The organism is Rhizobium sp. Root482 (assembly GCF_001426565.1).
GTDB lineage: Bacteria > Pseudomonadota > Alphaproteobacteria > Rhizobiales > Rhizobiaceae > Pararhizobium.
In genome coordinates this window covers 367,366-382,199 of record NZ_LMFA01000001.1, presented here as the reverse complement: position 1 = coordinate 382,199, position 14,834 = coordinate 367,366, and the positions used below count along the sequence as shown (strand labels likewise).

12 protein-coding genes are annotated in these 14,834 nt (G+C 62.0%); 10 read left to right on the top strand and 2 right to left on the bottom strand.

Annotation, left to right across the window (positions count from 1 at the left end; genetic code table 11):
- The first annotated feature begins 64 nt into the window (after positions 1-64).
- From dctP to ASD31_RS01605, 6 genes are all read left to right on the top strand, one after another.
- Positions 65-1,051 carry a TRAP transporter substrate-binding protein DctP gene (dctP, locus tag ASD31_RS01630; protein ID WP_413813785.1) on the top strand — a complete coding sequence of 329 codons (987 nt, stop codon included), beginning with the start codon at positions 65-67 and terminating at the stop codon, positions 1,049-1,051.
- 62 nt (positions 1,052-1,113) lie between these two features.
- Positions 1,114-1,689 (top strand): TRAP transporter small permease subunit, encoded by a 576-nt coding sequence (locus ASD31_RS01625; protein ID WP_082520363.1) that lies wholly within the window; start codon positions 1,114-1,116, stop codon positions 1,687-1,689.
- Positions 1,686-3,002 carry a TRAP transporter large permease gene (locus ASD31_RS01620; protein ID WP_056328434.1) on the top strand — a complete coding sequence of 439 codons (1,317 nt, stop codon included), beginning with the start codon at positions 1,686-1,688 and terminating at the stop codon, positions 3,000-3,002. Before ASD31_RS01625 ends, ASD31_RS01620 begins: the two co-directional genes overlap by 4 nt.
- Positions 2,999-4,453, top strand: coding sequence for a malonyl-CoA decarboxylase (locus tag ASD31_RS01615; protein WP_056328432.1), 1,455 nt, complete (start codon positions 2,999-3,001; stop codon positions 4,451-4,453). The genes ASD31_RS01620 and ASD31_RS01615 overlap by 4 nt, the downstream gene beginning before the upstream one ends.
- A complete protein-coding gene (locus ASD31_RS01610; protein ID WP_056328431.1) occupies positions 4,450-5,961 on the top strand; it encodes a malonate--CoA ligase in 1,512 nt (503 codons plus the stop codon). The genes ASD31_RS01615 and ASD31_RS01610 overlap by 4 nt, the downstream gene beginning before the upstream one ends.
- 406 nt (positions 5,962-6,367) lie before the next feature.
- Positions 6,368-7,591: a PLP-dependent aminotransferase family protein gene (locus ASD31_RS01605; RefSeq protein ID WP_056328429.1), complete on the top strand. Its 1,224-nt coding sequence runs from the start codon at positions 6,368-6,370 to the stop codon at positions 7,589-7,591.
- On the opposite strand, the gene ASD31_RS01600 is transcribed toward ASD31_RS01605, so the two are convergent.
- Positions 7,588-9,258, bottom strand: coding sequence for a M20/M25/M40 family metallo-hydrolase (locus ASD31_RS01600; protein WP_082520362.1), 1,671 nt, complete (start codon positions 9,256-9,258; stop codon positions 7,588-7,590). The two genes, ASD31_RS01605 and ASD31_RS01600, sit on opposite strands and share 4 nt — an antisense overlap.
- Before the next feature lie 172 nt (positions 9,259-9,430).
- On the opposite strand from ASD31_RS01600, the gene ASD31_RS01595 reads away from it, so the two are divergent.
- The gene (locus ASD31_RS01595; RefSeq protein WP_056328426.1) at positions 9,431-9,847 is read left to right on the top strand and encodes an Lrp/AsnC family transcriptional regulator; all 417 of its coding nucleotides are present in this window, start codon (positions 9,431-9,433) and stop codon (positions 9,845-9,847) included.
- Between the two features lie 17 nt (positions 9,848-9,864).
- Here ASD31_RS01595 and ASD31_RS01590 read toward each other — a convergent pair whose 3' ends face one another.
- Complete coding sequence (locus ASD31_RS01590) at positions 9,865-11,763, bottom strand: CASTOR/POLLUX-related putative ion channel (RefSeq protein WP_056328424.1); 1,899 nt, start codon at positions 11,761-11,763, stop codon at positions 9,865-9,867.
- Positions 11,764-11,961: 198 nt separating this feature from the next.
- Between ASD31_RS01590 and ASD31_RS01585 the strand changes: the two genes are divergently transcribed.
- The 3 genes from ASD31_RS01585 (at position 11,962) to ASD31_RS01575 (ending at position 14,811) form a co-directional block, all read left to right on the top strand.
- On the top strand, positions 11,962-13,068 hold the full coding sequence (locus ASD31_RS01585) for an endonuclease/exonuclease/phosphatase family protein (RefSeq protein WP_056328422.1): 1,107 nt from the start codon (positions 11,962-11,964) through the stop codon (positions 13,066-13,068).
- Between the two features lie 5 nt (positions 13,069-13,073).
- The gene (locus ASD31_RS01580) at positions 13,074-13,823 is read left to right on the top strand and encodes an NUDIX hydrolase (protein ID WP_056329289.1); all 750 of its coding nucleotides are present in this window, start codon (positions 13,074-13,076) and stop codon (positions 13,821-13,823) included.
- Positions 13,824-13,890: 67 nt separating this feature from the next.
- Positions 13,891-14,811 (top strand): PhzF family phenazine biosynthesis protein, encoded by a 921-nt coding sequence (locus ASD31_RS01575; protein ID WP_056328421.1) that lies wholly within the window; start codon positions 13,891-13,893, stop codon positions 14,809-14,811.
- Positions 14,812-14,834 lie beyond the last annotated feature (23 nt).

Here is a 14,834-nt window from a genome sequence, read left to right as displayed (position 1 = left end):
TATTCTGCCAGTTCGGCTGGAGGGCCGAAATACCAGGGAGGAAAAAATGAAACATTACGCACATATGTTGAGGGTGACGATGGTCGCCGCCATCGGTGGTTTGCTGGCCAGTACCGCGATGGGGCAGACCGTGCTGAAGGCGTCGCACCAGTTTCCGGGTGGAAAAGGGGATATTCGCGACGAAATGGTGCAGATGATCGCCCGCGATGTGGCGGCCGCCAATGTCGGTCTGGAAATCCAGGTTTTCCCGGGTTCTTCGCTCTACAAGCCGAACGATCAATGGAATGCCGTGACCCGCGGGCTTCTCGACATGACGTCGTTTCCACTTGATTATGCCTCAGGCCGCTACCCGATCTTCTCGGCGACGCTGATGCCCGGCCTGGTCGGCAACTTCGATCGGGCCGTGCGCCTCAATGATTCCGAATTCATGACGGACATCAAGAAAGTGATCGAGGATGCCGGGGCGATCGTCATTTCGGACGCCTGGCTTTCCGGCGCCTTTGCATCGAAGAAAAGCTGCATCACTTCGCCCGAAACGATCAAGGGACAGGTCATTCGCGCCGCCGGCCCCGCCTTCGAGGAGATGCTGGTCGCGGCCGGTGCCTCGATTTCGTCGATGCCGTCCTCGGAAATCTATACCGGCATGCAGACCGGCGTTCTGGACGCGGCCAACACCTCGTCGGCAAGCTTCGTTTCCTATCGACTGTTCGAACATGCCAAATGCCTGACGGCGCCCGGCGACAATGCGCTTTGGTTCATGTACGAGCCCGTTCTCGTCTCCAAGAAGATTTTCGACGGGCTGACGCCGGAGCAGCAAAAGGCGATCCTTACCGCCGGCGAGAAAGCCGAAGCCTTTTTCAACGAGGAGGTTCGCAAGGGCGACCAGACGATGATCGACGCCTACAAGAAGGCGGGTGTCGAAGTGGTGGAGATGTCGAAGGAGGATTATGATGCCTGGCTCGCAGTGGCCAAGGAATCCTCCTACAAGAACTTCGCCGCGAAGGTGCCCGACGGCGACAAGCTGATCGAGAAGGCCCTGGCCGTAAAATAGGCCGAACGAACGGCGGCGCGCCTGGTCGCGCCGTTCTCTCCTTTGCAGATAAGGATATCCGAATGGTCAAGGCCTATATCCGGGTTGTCGGCAATCTGTCCCGCGCGCTCGCGGCCCTGTCGACGGCCCTGATCATCGCGGCAATGCTTGTCGTCTGCCAGATGATCCTCATGCGCTACGTGTTCCGGGAGCCGACGATCTGGCAGACCGATTTCGTCGTTTTCTCCGCAACCGCCGCCATGTTCATCGGCGCGCCCTATGTCTTGCTCAAGGGCGGGCATGTGGGCGTCGATGTCATCGAACTGCTGCTCGCGGAGAAGGCGCGTGCCCGACTCCACCTGGTCGGAAGTTTTCTCGGCCTGTTGTTCTGCGCGCTCATGCTGATCGCGACATGGATCCAGTTCCACGAAGCCTGGCTCGGCAACTGGAAACACGCCAGCGTCTGGGCGCCGCCGCTCTGGATTCCCTTGCTGGCGCTTCCGCTCGGCTTCGCGATGCTCTGCCTGCAATATGTCGCGGAGATTCTTGTCCTGCTATCCGGAAAAGCGCTGGTGGCGGAGAACCATTCACCTTTGGCCTCTGAACTGCCGACCGGACTTCTCAATGACGATACCTCAGTGAAGGGACCGACCCTATGAGCCCGACCGTTTCCGGCCTGCTGATCATCGCAGCTCTTTTCATTCTGCTCGGAACGGGCATGCCGATCGCCTTTGCGCTTGGCCTGGCAGCCTTCGTGGCGCTCTATCTGCAAAGCGGGATCGATATCTTCTACATACTGGGCGACACGATGTTTTCCGGTATCGCCAATCTCGCCTATGTCTCCATCCCCATGTTCGTCCTGATGGGGGCGGCGGTCGCCTCGTCGCCGGCCGGCTCGGACCTCTATTCGTCGCTTGACCGCTGGCTCAACCGCGTGCCCGGCGGCCTCGTCCTGTCCAATATCGGTGCCTGCGCGATCTTTTCGGGCATGACCGGCTCGTCGCCCGCCACCTGTGCTGCGATCGGGAAGATGGGCATCCCCGAAATGCTGCGGCGGGGCTACCCCTCGTCGGTTGCGACAGGCTCGATTGCGGCCGGCGGCACGCTTGGCATATTGATACCGCCGTCGGTGACCCTCATCGTCTACGGGATCGCGACGGAAACCTCGATTGGCCGGCTTTTCATGGCGGGGGTCATTCCCGGCATCATGCTGACATTCATGTTCATGGCCTGGGCGATCATCGACTGCAAGCGCAAGGGTTATGAGTTTTCCTCTCGCTCGGTCCGCTATAACCTGAAGGAGAAGCTGAGCGGGCTTCCGCGTATCCTGCCTTTCCTCGTCATCATCGCCGGTACGCTCTACGTGCTCTATGGCGGCATCGCCACTCCGTCGGAAGCGGCCGGCGCCGGCGCGCTGCTGACGCTGCTCGTCGTCGTCATCGCCTACCGTCTCTTCCGGTTCCGTCCGGTCGCCAACATCTTCGGTTCGGCGATGCGCGAGAGCGTCATGATCATGATGATCATGGCCGCCGCCGAACTCTTCGCGTTCGCCCTTTCTTCACTCTTCATCACGCAGACGGTCGCGACCGTGATCGCCGACATGGAGGTCAATCGCTGGGTGCTGATGGCGATCATCAATGTCTTCCTTCTCGTCTGCGGCATGTTCCTGCCGCCGGTCGCCGTCATCGTCATGACGGCGCCGATGCTTTTCCCCATCGTTACCCAGGCCGGCTTCGATCCCTACTGGTTCGCAATCGTGCTGACGATCAACATGGAGGTCGGGCTGATCACGCCGCCGATCGGTCTCAATCTCTTCGTCATCAACGCCATCGCCCCGACGATCAAGACGAAGGACATTCTCTGGGGCGCGCTTCCCTATGTGCTCGTCATGTTCCTCGCCATCTTCATTCTCTGCCTCTTCCCCGACATCGCGACATGGCTGCCCAATCAGATGCTCGGAGTGGTCGAATGAACACGACGTCGTTCTTCGGCGACATGCTTCAGAGCATAACGGAGCGCGGCCGCCGCTTTCTGTCCCTTGGTCCGCGCGACGAAGGGACAGACCCGCTCCGCCACATGGAGAGCCTGTGCGAGACCTTGCTTTCAAGCCGGGGAGAAGCCTCCGGCATGGCTCTTGCCGAGGAAATTCTCGGCCGCTGGCAGCAGTTCGACCCGGCCATGCAGCACGAATTCATGAGAACGCTGCTGCAGCGGTTCGGGCCGGGAATGGAGCGCCTGGAAAACGCCATAGAGGCCTATCGTGCGGATCAGAGCCCGGCGGCATTGCTGGAATTGCATGTGGCCGCTGAACCCCGCCGGCAGGAATTGATCCGCCGTCTCAATCTCGCGCCGAACGGCATTGCCACGCTGGTGCGGATGCGCGAGACGCTGCTCAGGCTGAAGGTGGACAATCCCGATCTCGAGGCGGTCGATTCCGATTTTGCGCATCTGTTCTCGTCCTGGTTCAACCGCGGTTTTCTGGTCCTTCGGCCGGTGAGTTGGTCGACGCCTGCCGATATCCTGGAAAAGATCATTCGCTACGAGGCGGTGCACCATATCGGAGGTTGGGACGAGCTGCGGCGGCGACTGGCGCCGGAAGACCGTCGCTGCTTTGCATTTTTCCATCCGCAACTCGTCGATGACCCGCTGATCTTTGTCGAAGTGGCGTTGACGCGTGACATTCCCGGCAACATCGCCGACCTTCTCGAGGAGGACCGCAAGGAGATCAAGGCCTCCGAGGCGACAACCGCTGTTTTCTACTCCATCTCGAATTGCCAGGAAGGCCTGCGTGGCATTTCCTTCGGCAACTTCCTGATCAAGCAGGTCGTCGAGGACCTCCGGCGCGAATTGCCGAAGCTCGACAGTTTTGTCACGCTTTCGCCGGTGCCCGGTTTCTCGGCCTGGCTTTCCCGTGAACGCAGATCTGAACCCTCCGAGGTTCTGAGCGAGGCGGACAAATCCAGGCTCGCGGTGCTGGAGGAGGCGGATTGGGCGGATCGGCCTGATGCGGTGGCTGCCGCTCAGCCCATCATGACGGCCGCCGCCGCCTGGTATTTCATCCGTGCCCGCAACCCGCAAGGCAGGGTCGTCGATCCGGTGGCGCGGTTCCATCTTGGCAATGGCGCGCGACTGGAGCGGATCAATTTTCTTGGCGATCGGTCTTCGAGAGCGATGCGCCAGGCGTTCGGTCTCATGGTGAATTATCTCTACAAGCTCGACGACATAGAGACCAATCACGAGGCGTTTGCCGGCCGGGGCGAGGTGGTGGCGGCACAGGCGATCTGCCGGCTGGTGCCGGCAGCCAAGGGCGCGCGCAGCCTCGTGCCGGTAGCCGGGACAACCGGTTCAAAAGACACAACCAGTTCAAAAGACAAGGCCACCGATGATGGCGAGAAGAAAAGCAGCAAGGAGTTCAGTCAATGAGCAATCATCTGTTCGATGCCATCCGCCGCGCCGCGCGCGTGGATGCCGTCTTCATCGAGACGGCGGAAGGACGGGTCCTGACCTATGGAGAGATGCTCGATCAGTCAGGCCGTATTGCCTCGGCCCTCCATGCGCTTGGCGTGCGCCCCGGCGACCGGGTGGCCGTGCAGGTCGAGAAAAGCCCTGAGGCGCTGATGCTCTACCTTGCCTGTGTTCGGGCGGGTGCCGTCTACCTGCCCTTGAACCCTGCCTATACGCTGACGGAAGTCGATTATTTCATCGGCGATGCCGAGCCGCGGCTGGTGGTCTGCCAGCCGAAAACGCTTGAAGGCGTGACCACCGTCGCCACACGCCACGACGCCCGTGTCGAAACCCTTGACGAGAGCGGTGGCGGTTCATTGATGGATCTGGCGCGGGAGGAGGAACCCGAATTCCCCGACGCGGAACGAGGCGCGGACGATCTCGCAGCCATCCTCTACACGTCCGGCACGACGGGCCGTTCGAAAGGCGCGATGCTGACGCACAACAATCTGCTTTCGAACGCATCGACGCTCTGCGACTACTGGCAGTTCAGCGCCAGCGACCGGCTGATCCATGCCTTGCCTATCTTTCATACGCACGGCCTGTTCGTGGCATCCAACGTGGTCCTGCTCTCCGGCGCCTCGATGTTCTTCCTGCCGAAGTTTGATGCAAACGAGGTTTTGCGGCTCATGCCGTCCTCGACCGTGATGATGGGTGTTCCGACATTCTATGTCCGGCTGACGCAGCAGGAGGCACTGACGCGGGAGGCGGCTGCCAATATGCGGCTCTTTGTTTCCGGCTCAGCCCCGTTGCTTGCCGAGACGCACCGGGCCTTCCAGAGAATGACCGGTCTGGCGATCCTCGAGCGCTACGGCATGACCGAGACGAATATGAACACGTCCAATCCCTATGATGGCGAACGTATTGCCGGTACGGTCGGTCATCCCCTGCCGGGCGTCTCGCTTCGCATCGCCGATCCGGAAACCGGAAATCCGCTCCTCGATGGTGAGACCGGAATGATCGAGGTCAAGGGTCCGAACGTCTTCAAGGGCTATTGGCGGATGCCGGAAAAGACCCAGACCGAATTCAGGGCCGACGGCTTCTTCGTTACCGGCGATCTCGGCAAGATAGACGATCGCGGCTATGTGCACATTGTCGGGCGCGGCAAGGATCTGGTGATCTCGGGCGGCTACAACATCTATCCAAAGGAAGTCGAGGCCGAGATCGACCAACTGGCAGGCGTCATCGAAAGCGCCGTCATCGGCGTCCCGCATCCGGACTTTGGCGAAGGTGTAACTGCGGTGGTCGTCAAACGGGCGGATTCGACGCTGGATGAACGGAGTATTCTTGACGGGCTGGCGGATCGCCTTGCCCGATACAAGCAGCCCAAACGGGTGATCTTCGTTGAAGACCTTCCCCGCAACACCATGGGAAAAGTGCAGAAGAACAGGCTGCGGGAGCTCTGTGCGGACCTGTATTCCGGGTGAGGCGAGAGGTTCGGCGGGCTGACCTGCCGGGCGCCGTAATTGCCTGCGGTATGACACCATTATTTTGATCGGCCAATCCTGACGCTTTCCGGGCGAAATGATCGATGCCAGATAGCGCGCCCGCGCGGATCGTTCTGCGGGGGCGACCGCATTGGCGTTTGGAGGGACGGACCTTTCACAAGCGGTCGGCGTCTGCTTGATGCGTCGCAGCGTAGCCTTTGGCGGCCTATTTCCTGATGTTATTTTCCGCCGGTAATGGTGCTATTGGCTCTTGTCCGAGCGACGCCGCCTCGCCTTTAATACCAAGGCGAAAACACAGCCCGCCGGCAAAATATAGGTCAGTATTGTTGACTAAATAAAGCTGGCATGCTGTGCTCGGCCAGAAGCATTATCTGAGGAAATTTTCATGCTGGACTGGGAAAATATCTTCGCGACGCGGTCTTCGCGGATGCGTGCGTCGGAAATTCGCGAACTTTTGAAGCTGCTCGACCGGCCCGACATCATTTCCTTTGCCGGCGGCATTCCCGACCCGGCGCTGTTTCCCGACGAGGCCTTCAAGACGGCCTATGCCGATATCTTTGGCGGCCCGACCGTCAGCGCGGCGCTGCAATATTCCGTCAGCGAAGGCTATCTGCCGCTGCGACAATGGCTTGCCGGGCGCATGGGCGCCATCGGTATCCCCTGCGAGCCCGAGAATATCCTGATCACCTCCGGTTCGCAGCAGGCGCTCGACTATCTCGGCAAGCTCTTCCTTTCGCCCAACGATACGGCGCTCGTCACCTGGCCGACCTATCTGGGCGCGCTACAGGCTTTCAATGCCTATGAACCAACCTATGACCAGCTCTCGCCTTCCGGCAACCGGACGCCGCAAGCCTATCGCGACGCGGCGGTGCAAGCCGGTGGCCGGGTCAAATTCGCCTATATGTCGGCCGAATTCGCCAATCCGACGGGCGAGACGCTCGATCTTGCCGCGCGCGAAAAGGCGCTCGATCTTGCCGAAGAGCTGGATATTGCCCTGATCGAGGACGCCGCCTATCAGTCGCTGCGCTATGACGGCGAGACGGTGCCGCCGATGCTGGCGCTCGAGATTGCCCGCAAGGGCGGTATCAACGATACCCGGACCATCTATTGCGGCAGCTTCTCCAAGACGCTGGCGCCTGGCCTTCGCGTCGGATGGGTCTGCGCCTCCAATACGGTCATCCGCAAGCTGGTGCTGATGAAGCAGGCGGCCGACCTGCATTCCTCCACCATCAACCAGATGGCGATCTGTCTGGTTGCCGAGCGTGGTTTCGACGCGCAGGTCGACAAGATCCGCACTGTTTACAAAACGCGTCGCGACGCCATGCTGGCGGCGCTTAAGAAATACATGCCTGAGGGCGTCTCCTGGACGGAACCGCAGGGCGGCATGTTCGTCTGGCTGACGCTGCCCGCCGGCATGGACGGCGCCGACCTGCTTGCCAAGTCGCTGGTCAGCGCGAAGGTCGCCTTCGTGCCGGGCAAGGCCTTCTTTGCCGATGGCTCCGGCGCCAATAGCTGCCGGGTCAGCTTCTCCTGCGCCAACGAGGCGATGATCGAGGAGGGCATTTCCAGGCTCGGCGCCCTGATCGCCAGGGAATCGGCTGCCGCTTAGGCCTCCGGTTCGAGGCAGGCCAAGGCCGTCTCGTAGATGATGTCCGGGAGCGCATCGAAGGCGTAAGCCATGTGGACGCGCTCCCATTTCTGGTGATAGTCGCGCCCCCATGGGCCGATATTGACGACGGGATAGGCAAGTGGCCTTTCCCGTTCCTCATCGACGAAGGCTGCACAGGGCGTGTTGTCCGACAGCAGCCGGGTCTGTCCCTCGGCCGGTCGGTGGCCGAAGAAGCTCATATCGGAAATGCCGGCGAAGAACTGCTTGGTCTTGATGCTGGTCGCGTGCCGGCTTGCTGCCTTGCGGGCGGCCGATACGGCTTTTTTCTCGAAGGCAAGGCCCGGCGCGCCGGCCGTGTCGAGATGGACCCGCGGGTAATGCAGGGTGGAAAATCCGATAACGACCAGCGGTCCCTCAAGACCCGCCTCGGCCAGCGTCGCGGCGACGATCCGGCGGGTGGTCGCAAGCGGATCGTCATCCTCCGCCAGTTCGGCGCCGAGAGCGGAAAGCCGCGCGAGCGCCGCCTGTCCGCCGCGGGCAAAGGCGAGATCGCGCAATTCGGCATAGGCGAGAACCTGCCCGTCGGGAATGACCGCGTGGCCGCTGCCCTGCCGCTCGAAAAAGGCCTTGGCATTACGCGCCTGCGCATCCAGCGCCGTTTGCATCGCGGTTTCGACGATCTCGCGGAACTGCGACAGCATCTCTTCCGGCGTGCGGCGATGGGTCAGCCAGTTGAAGGACAGCCAGACATGGGCTGGCGTAGTGACCTCGTAGCCGTGGCGGACATCCTTGGCTTCAAGGCAGACCGGCGCCGGCGAGACCTCGCCATGTGCCTCGTCGCAGAGCGCGCTGTTGCCTTCCATGGCACGCATGATTTCGGCGCCGATCAGATGGGCGCTGACGCCGTTGAAGGCATAGCCGGCATGGGTCGGCCGGCCGGCGACGAAGGCGAAGGGCGAGAATTTTCCCACCGAGCCGAGATAGACGGCGCGGCCTTCCTCTCCGTCGCCATCGTCGCCGCTGGCATCCAGATTGATGCCGCCGACAATATCGAGATCGAATTTTTCGGCGATCGCGGGCAGGGCGTCGCGCAGGGCCCGCATGCCCCGCGAGCGGTTCTCCTCATCGGGCGTGGCGACGAAGAGGAGATTGCCCGGCGGTTCGTCCAGTTCGGCGAAGCGTTCGAGCGCGGCGATGCCGGCCGCAAGCCCGCTCTTCATGTCGAGTAGCCCGCGCCCGGCGAGAAAATCGCCGCTCAGAAGGTCGGTGAGCGCCTTTTCCTCGGCGGGCGTGCGGGCTTTTTCGCGCAGTTCCGCAATCAATGCTTTGGTCAACTCTTCCGGTTCGCAGGCGAGCGAGGTGAGCGAGGTGTAATTGGCGATCGAAACCGTATCGAAATGGCCGGCAAGAATCAGGCAGCGGCGCCCCTTGCCGCGCACCAGCGCCAGCACGTTCTGGCGGGCCGGCTTGCCATGGGTGTCGAGCGCCAGGAGGTTGCCGGGATGTTTTTGGAAATAGGGCGTGGCAGCCAGAAGCGCCATCAGCCGCCCGGAGAAGGCCGCCTCGTCGTCGGTTTCCGTCACGCTTGGCCAGCGTGTCATTTCGACGGACAATTGTCCGGCGCGCGACAGGGAGGAGAGGGTGGGCGGGCGGTCTGCAACTGGCATGAAATTCCCCTGACGGTTTTAGCTGTGCCGGTTTGGTCCGGACAGGCAAACTCTAGCGAGCGACAGAATGAAGCGAAATGGCAATATGTTGGGAATATGCTTGATAAATCCAGCAGAATGATATGCCCTGCTGGCAGAATGTTTAAGGCGAATGCGAGGAGGGCAGGGCGCCATGGACCATACCGACCGGCGATTGCTGGCGATCCTGAGATCGGATGGTCGCGCCTCGGTCTCGAAGCTCGCCGACATGTTGAAAATATCGCGTGGGACGGTTCAAAACCGCATCGACCGCCTGATTTCGCAAGGCGTTATCGCCGGCTTCAGTGCGCGGATCACGGCCGCTAGCGACCCGCATGAGGTGCGCGCCATCATGCTGATCGAGATTACCGGAGGAAGAACCGTCGCCCTGGTCAATACCCTGCGCGGCATTCCCGAAATCCGGGCGCTGCACACGACGAATGGCGCCTGGGACCTCGTTGCCGAAATCCAGACGGAAAATCTCGCCGAGTTCGATCGCGTGCTGCGCCATGTGCGGGCACTGGACGGGGTTTCGAAATCGGAAACGAGCCTGCTGCTGACGACGATCTGATCCGTCTGCGCGCTTGCTCAGTCCCTCGCCAGCACGATCACCCGGTCTTTCTCGTCATAGAGAAGCTTTTCGGATTTCGGCGGATTGACGATGACGCCGCCAAGCTTGCGCGGATCGTCGGTGTGGCGCTGGCGGCGATAGCCGATGGCCACTTCGCCGCGACGCAGGGCGGCAAGGCAGAGCGTGTAGAAGGTCACGGGCTCGCCGATCGCCACATAATCGCTGACCGGTCGCATGTAGATTTCCGAGCCGTCCTCGTCGAGCAGTTCGTCGAAGATCGCCGCCATGCGCTCGTTCTCCGAAGCCTGTGCCAGCATCAGGCTGACCAGCTTGTTGCTGACCACGAAATCGTCGGCGCGCGTCACTTCGGCGAGTTCGCGGTTGCGCACATCGGTCATTTCGCTGACGACACTGATATGGCGGCCGGCCTGTTCGGCGATCTTGCGCAATTGCAAAAGCGTGACCAGCGTTCGCGTATCGGCCGGCTGGGCGGCCATGTGATCGCTGTAGCCGAGCACCAGCACGTGATCGTAGCCGGGCACGTCGAGCGCGTCGAGATCGGCGCGGCTGCTCGTGTCGATGATGCGGTAATCGACGGCCATGTTGGCGCCCGCCACCCTCAGCGCGCCGATTTCCACCTCGAGTTCCGGCGTGTCGGCGGCGATGGTCAGTTGCGAACCGGGCGCCACATAGCGAGACAATTCATAGGTGATGATCGGGCCACGGCGATTCCAGCCGAGGATCAGGGTGCGTTCCGGCCCCTGTTCGCGCGGCGCAACCGGCAGGATGGCATCCTTCTCGATGCGGATCTCGTGGTTTCCCGATCTGATCGCGGCATCGTCCTCGGCGATGATGATCGCATGTTCGCCGGGCTGGAAGATGCGGCCTGGCGCCGGGTTGAGATGCACCTTGCCGTCCGCGTCGCAGAGCCCGATCAGCGTCGAGGTCTCATAGGCCATGACGGCGGCGGCAAAGCTCTTGCCGGTAAGTTCGGGCTGTTCGAGCGTATAGATTTCGCAGCCGTCGAAATCGAGCAGTTCGGAATAGACGGCGCTGAGGCCCAACTGGCGGCTGGAATGGACGACGATGCGCGAAATCAGGTCGTCGGCGAGGATCAGTTGCAGTTCGGCGCCACCGACGATGCGGGCGACCTCGGCATTCCGGCCGTCGCGGATTTCAGCGGCGATCTGATAGGGCTTTGCCCGGCGGTTGGGGTCGTTCACCAGGGCCAGGACGCTCTTGATCACCTGCGAATCCGGATCGTCGCCTTCGGGCGAGAGCACGATGACCGAGCGCGATGTCTGCGGGTTGACGATGCTCAGATCGTAGAGATCGGTCGGGTCGCCGCTGCGGCAGATGATTCTGGTATTCTTCAGATCGGCCACCTTGGTGGCGATCTCGTCCTCCATCTCCACCTTGTCCTTGTTGGCCATGATGACGATGCGCGGCTTCTTGCGGCTGGTATTGGCGACGACCAGTTCGGAAATCACGTCGAAGATCGAGGGTGACCAGTTGAGGATGATCGTCTGGTCGTTTTCCAGCACCTGCGACCGGCCCTTGCGCAGGTCCTCCAGCTTGTTTTCGAGGCCGGAGCTGAGCACGCCGATCAAGGCGGAAAAGACAAAAATGCCGGCGACGGTGACGAACAGCGAGACGCCGCGGAAACTCCAGCCGGCATCGCCACCCATGGTTCCGGCGTCGAAGGTGCGCATCAGCGAGCCCCAGGTGCCCTCGATGAAGCTCATGGGTTCGCCGCCCTCGGGCGCAATGCTGGTCAACGCAAGGAAAGCGCCGGCGACAACGATGACGAAAAGAGAGATGACCGTCAGCCAGCCGATCAGCGCGATCGGCCCGGCCGCCATGCTCTTGTCGAACTCATAGCGCAGCCGTGTGCCCCATGTCGTCGTCTTGCTCATCGAATTCCCCTTGCTCGGTGGTGGCGCGATGTTGCGCATTCGAAACGGCACAACAAGATCGATTGTTCGTGCTTTGGCGATCACCCCAAATTTGGTTCGGGCCGACAGATTATGGTCTGGGCGCGCTGGCCTGCGGAAAGCCGTTCGACTTTTCCGGGCGAATGGCTAAAGTCCGGGGATTGCATACGGAAACCTCTGATGTCCCTTCGCCTTGCCACCTTCAATATCGAGAACCTGATGAGCCGGTTCGATTTCTCCGGCTTTCGCAACCAGACCAAACAGGATCGCGTCCTGCGGCTTTTCGACGTGAAGGACAAGGACGAATACGAGCGGCTGGAATCGGCCCGCACCATCGCCCATACGGACGATACGCGCCAGATGTCGGCGCTGGCGATCGCCGATTGCGATGCCGATATCCTGTGCCTTCAGGAGGCCGACAATATGGCGGCGCTGCAGGCCTTCGAATATGGCTATCTTTATCGCATGGTCGGCAATGGCTATCGGCAGAAATACCTGATCGAAGGCAATGACAGCCGCGGCATCGACGTCGCCGTGCTGGTGCGCGAAAAGACCCGCGACGGCGAGACGATCGAATGCGTCGGGGTCACCTCCCATGCCGGCGCCACCTATGCGGATTTCGGCCTCTTCGACAACGCCATTGCCGACACCAACGTGCCCGGCGATCGCATCTTCCGGCGCGACTGCCTGGAGCTGGATTTCCGCATCGGCGGGCGGCCCTTCACGCTGTTTGTCGTCCATTTCAAATCGATGGGTCCGGCCCGCGACGGGATCGACGGGCGCATGGCGACGATGCCGGTGAGAACGGCCGAGGCCGCCGCCGTCCGGCGCATCGTCGAGGCCCGTTTCGGCGCCGGCAACACCGGTGGCAAGATGTTTGCCATCTGCGGCGACATGAACGATTATCAGGAACGGGTTGAGGTGCTCGGCGACCGGCGCCAAGGCTACCGCTTCGTGCCGCGCCGCGAGGCGGTCAGCGCCCTAGACGTCTTCAGCCGCGACGGCTTTGCCGAAAACGCCATGCGGCGGCGACCGGAACTCGACCGCTGGACGCTGTTCCACAGCCGCGGGCCTGAAGAACGGCACCTCTGCCAGCTCGATTATATCTGGCTGTCGCCGGCACTTGCCAAGCGCAATCCGGCAAGCGTGCCGGAGATCATTCGCGCCGGCCAGCCCTATCGGACGATCTTTCCGCAAGGACAGGAGGTGGAGCGCTATCCGCGGACCGGCTGGGACCGGCCGAAGGCGTCCGACCACTGCCCGGTCGTCATGTCGCTCGATCTGTGATGCCCATGGACGATCCCCAGCCGCAGCCGACCAGCAACATATCCAAATGGCCCGGCGAGCGGGTGATCTTTCCGGTATCACGCATCGATCTGCGCGTGACTGATGCGCCACATCCTTATTTTTCGGCCAATCGGGCGCAGGTCGCGCAGAACTGGGCCGAGGAAATCGCCGCCAATCCGGCCCTCTTTGACGGGCGCATGCTGCTGCCGCGTTTTGTCCATATCGGCGACGGCGCGATTTCCGGCGAGGCGCATATCGTCTCCTACTCCACCTTCCTTCTTTGGCGGAAGACGCGCCCGGCGGCATCGGCGATCCATCTGTTCGGCCTCCCGGTGATCCTTTCCGCCGATGGCGCGGTGATCGCCATCCGTATGGGCGGGCATACCGCCAATCCCGGCCGCGTCTATTGTGCCGCCGGCTCTCTCGACCCGCAGGATGTCCGCGACGGGATGTGCGACCTCGACGGCAACATGGCGCGCGAAGTGCTGGAGGAGACCGGGTTGGTGCTTGCCGAGGCGGTCTCGGTGTCAGGCTTTCACGCGCTGCATGAAAACGGCGTGATCGCCGTGCTGCGGCTCTACCGGTTCAAGGAAACCGCCGACACGTTGATCGGGCGTATCACCGCGCATATCGCCGGCGATCCGGAGCCGGAGATCGATGAGGCGTTTGCCATCCGCGATGCCGCGCCGGAGCGGCATGCCTATCCGCCGTTCATGCCGCCGATTCTCGACTGGGTTTTCAACAATCGGCCGTAATGCTTTTGCTTGCCGGTCCGCGCCGGTCGTGCAAGGTCTTGAAAAGGCAACAGACAGGGAGTTCATCGTGGCGCGACGCTATGCAATCTATGACGTTTTCACCGCCAGGCCGCTTGAAGGCAATCCGCTGGCGGTGGTGTTCGACGGCGATGGCCTGAGCACGACGGCGATGCAGGCGATCGCTGTGGAATTCAGCCTGTCGGAAACGGTCTTCATCCTGCAGCCCGAAAATCCTGCACATGCGGCGCGCCTGCGGATCTTCACGCCGGACCATGAACTGCCCTTTGCCGGACACCCGACGGTTGGCGCCGCCGTGGCGCTGGCGGAAATTTCGCGCGGCGGCGAAGGCGAAGGGAATTACGATCTCGTCCAGGTGCTGGAGGAAAATGTCGGCCCGGTGCGCTGCGCGGTGCGAGCAAGGGCATCGGCCGCGACCTTCGCGGAGTTCGACCTGCCACGCAAATCGGTGAAACTCGCCGCGAAATTCGACCGGCAGGCGATCGCCGACGCGCTCAGCCTCAAGGCGACGCAGATCGGTTTTGAAAACCACGTGCCCTCCTTCTGGAGCGCCGGCGTGCCCTTCGTGACGATCCCGATACACGACCTTGCCGCCGCGGGTGCCGTCGATTTCGACGCCACGCTATGGGAGCGGCTGGCGCCGATGGCGGAAGGTCGATTGGCCAGTGCCTATCTCTATTGTCGTGGCGGGGTCAACCACATGGCGCGTTTCCATGCCCGCATGTTCGCGCCTGCCATGGGCATTGGCGAGGATCCGGCAACGGGGGCGGCGGTTGCTGCCCTTTCCGGGGCCATCCATCATTTCGATGGATTGACCGATGGCCACCATCCCCTGCTGGTCGAGCAGGGCGTCGAGATGGGCAGGCCGTCCTTCCTGCATCTCCATGTCGATGTCGCCGGTGGGGAGATTACCGCGGCAAGGATCGGCGGGCAGGCGGTCCGGATCGCCGCGGGCGAACTTTATCTTTGAAAAACAGGCTCTAACCGCCGCTC

Bases quoted from the DNA above. Each gene is read 5' to 3' on its own strand.
- ASD31_RS01620 (WP_056328434.1), top strand. From the start codon at position 1,686: ATGAGCCCGACCGTTTCCGGCCTGCTGATCATCGCAGCTCTTTTCATT.
- ASD31_RS01590 (WP_056328424.1), bottom strand. From the start codon at position 11,763: ATGAGCAAGACGACGACATGGGGCACACGGCTGCGCTATGAGTTCGAC.
- ASD31_RS01595 (WP_056328426.1), top strand. From the start codon at position 9,431: ATGGACCATACCGACCGGCGATTGCTGGCGATCCTGAGATCGGATGGT.
- ASD31_RS01605 (WP_056328429.1), top strand. From the start codon at position 6,368: ATGCTGGACTGGGAAAATATCTTCGCGACGCGGTCTTCGCGGATGCGT.
- ASD31_RS01625 (WP_082520363.1), top strand. From the start codon at position 1,114: ATGGTCAAGGCCTATATCCGGGTTGTCGGCAATCTGTCCCGCGCGCTC.
- ASD31_RS01615 (WP_056328432.1), top strand. From the start codon at position 2,999: ATGAACACGACGTCGTTCTTCGGCGACATGCTTCAGAGCATAACGGAG.
- ASD31_RS01585 (WP_056328422.1), top strand. From the start codon at position 11,962: ATGTCCCTTCGCCTTGCCACCTTCAATATCGAGAACCTGATGAGCCGG.
- dctP (WP_413813785.1), top strand. From the start codon at position 65: ATGTTGAGGGTGACGATGGTCGCCGCCATCGGTGGTTTGCTGGCCAGT.
- ASD31_RS01610 (WP_056328431.1), top strand. From the start codon at position 4,450: ATGAGCAATCATCTGTTCGATGCCATCCGCCGCGCCGCGCGCGTGGAT.
- ASD31_RS01600 (WP_082520362.1), bottom strand. From the start codon at position 9,258: ATGCCAGTTGCAGACCGCCCGCCCACCCTCTCCTCCCTGTCGCGCGCC.
- ASD31_RS01580 (WP_056329289.1), top strand. From the start codon at position 13,074: ATGGACGATCCCCAGCCGCAGCCGACCAGCAACATATCCAAATGGCCC.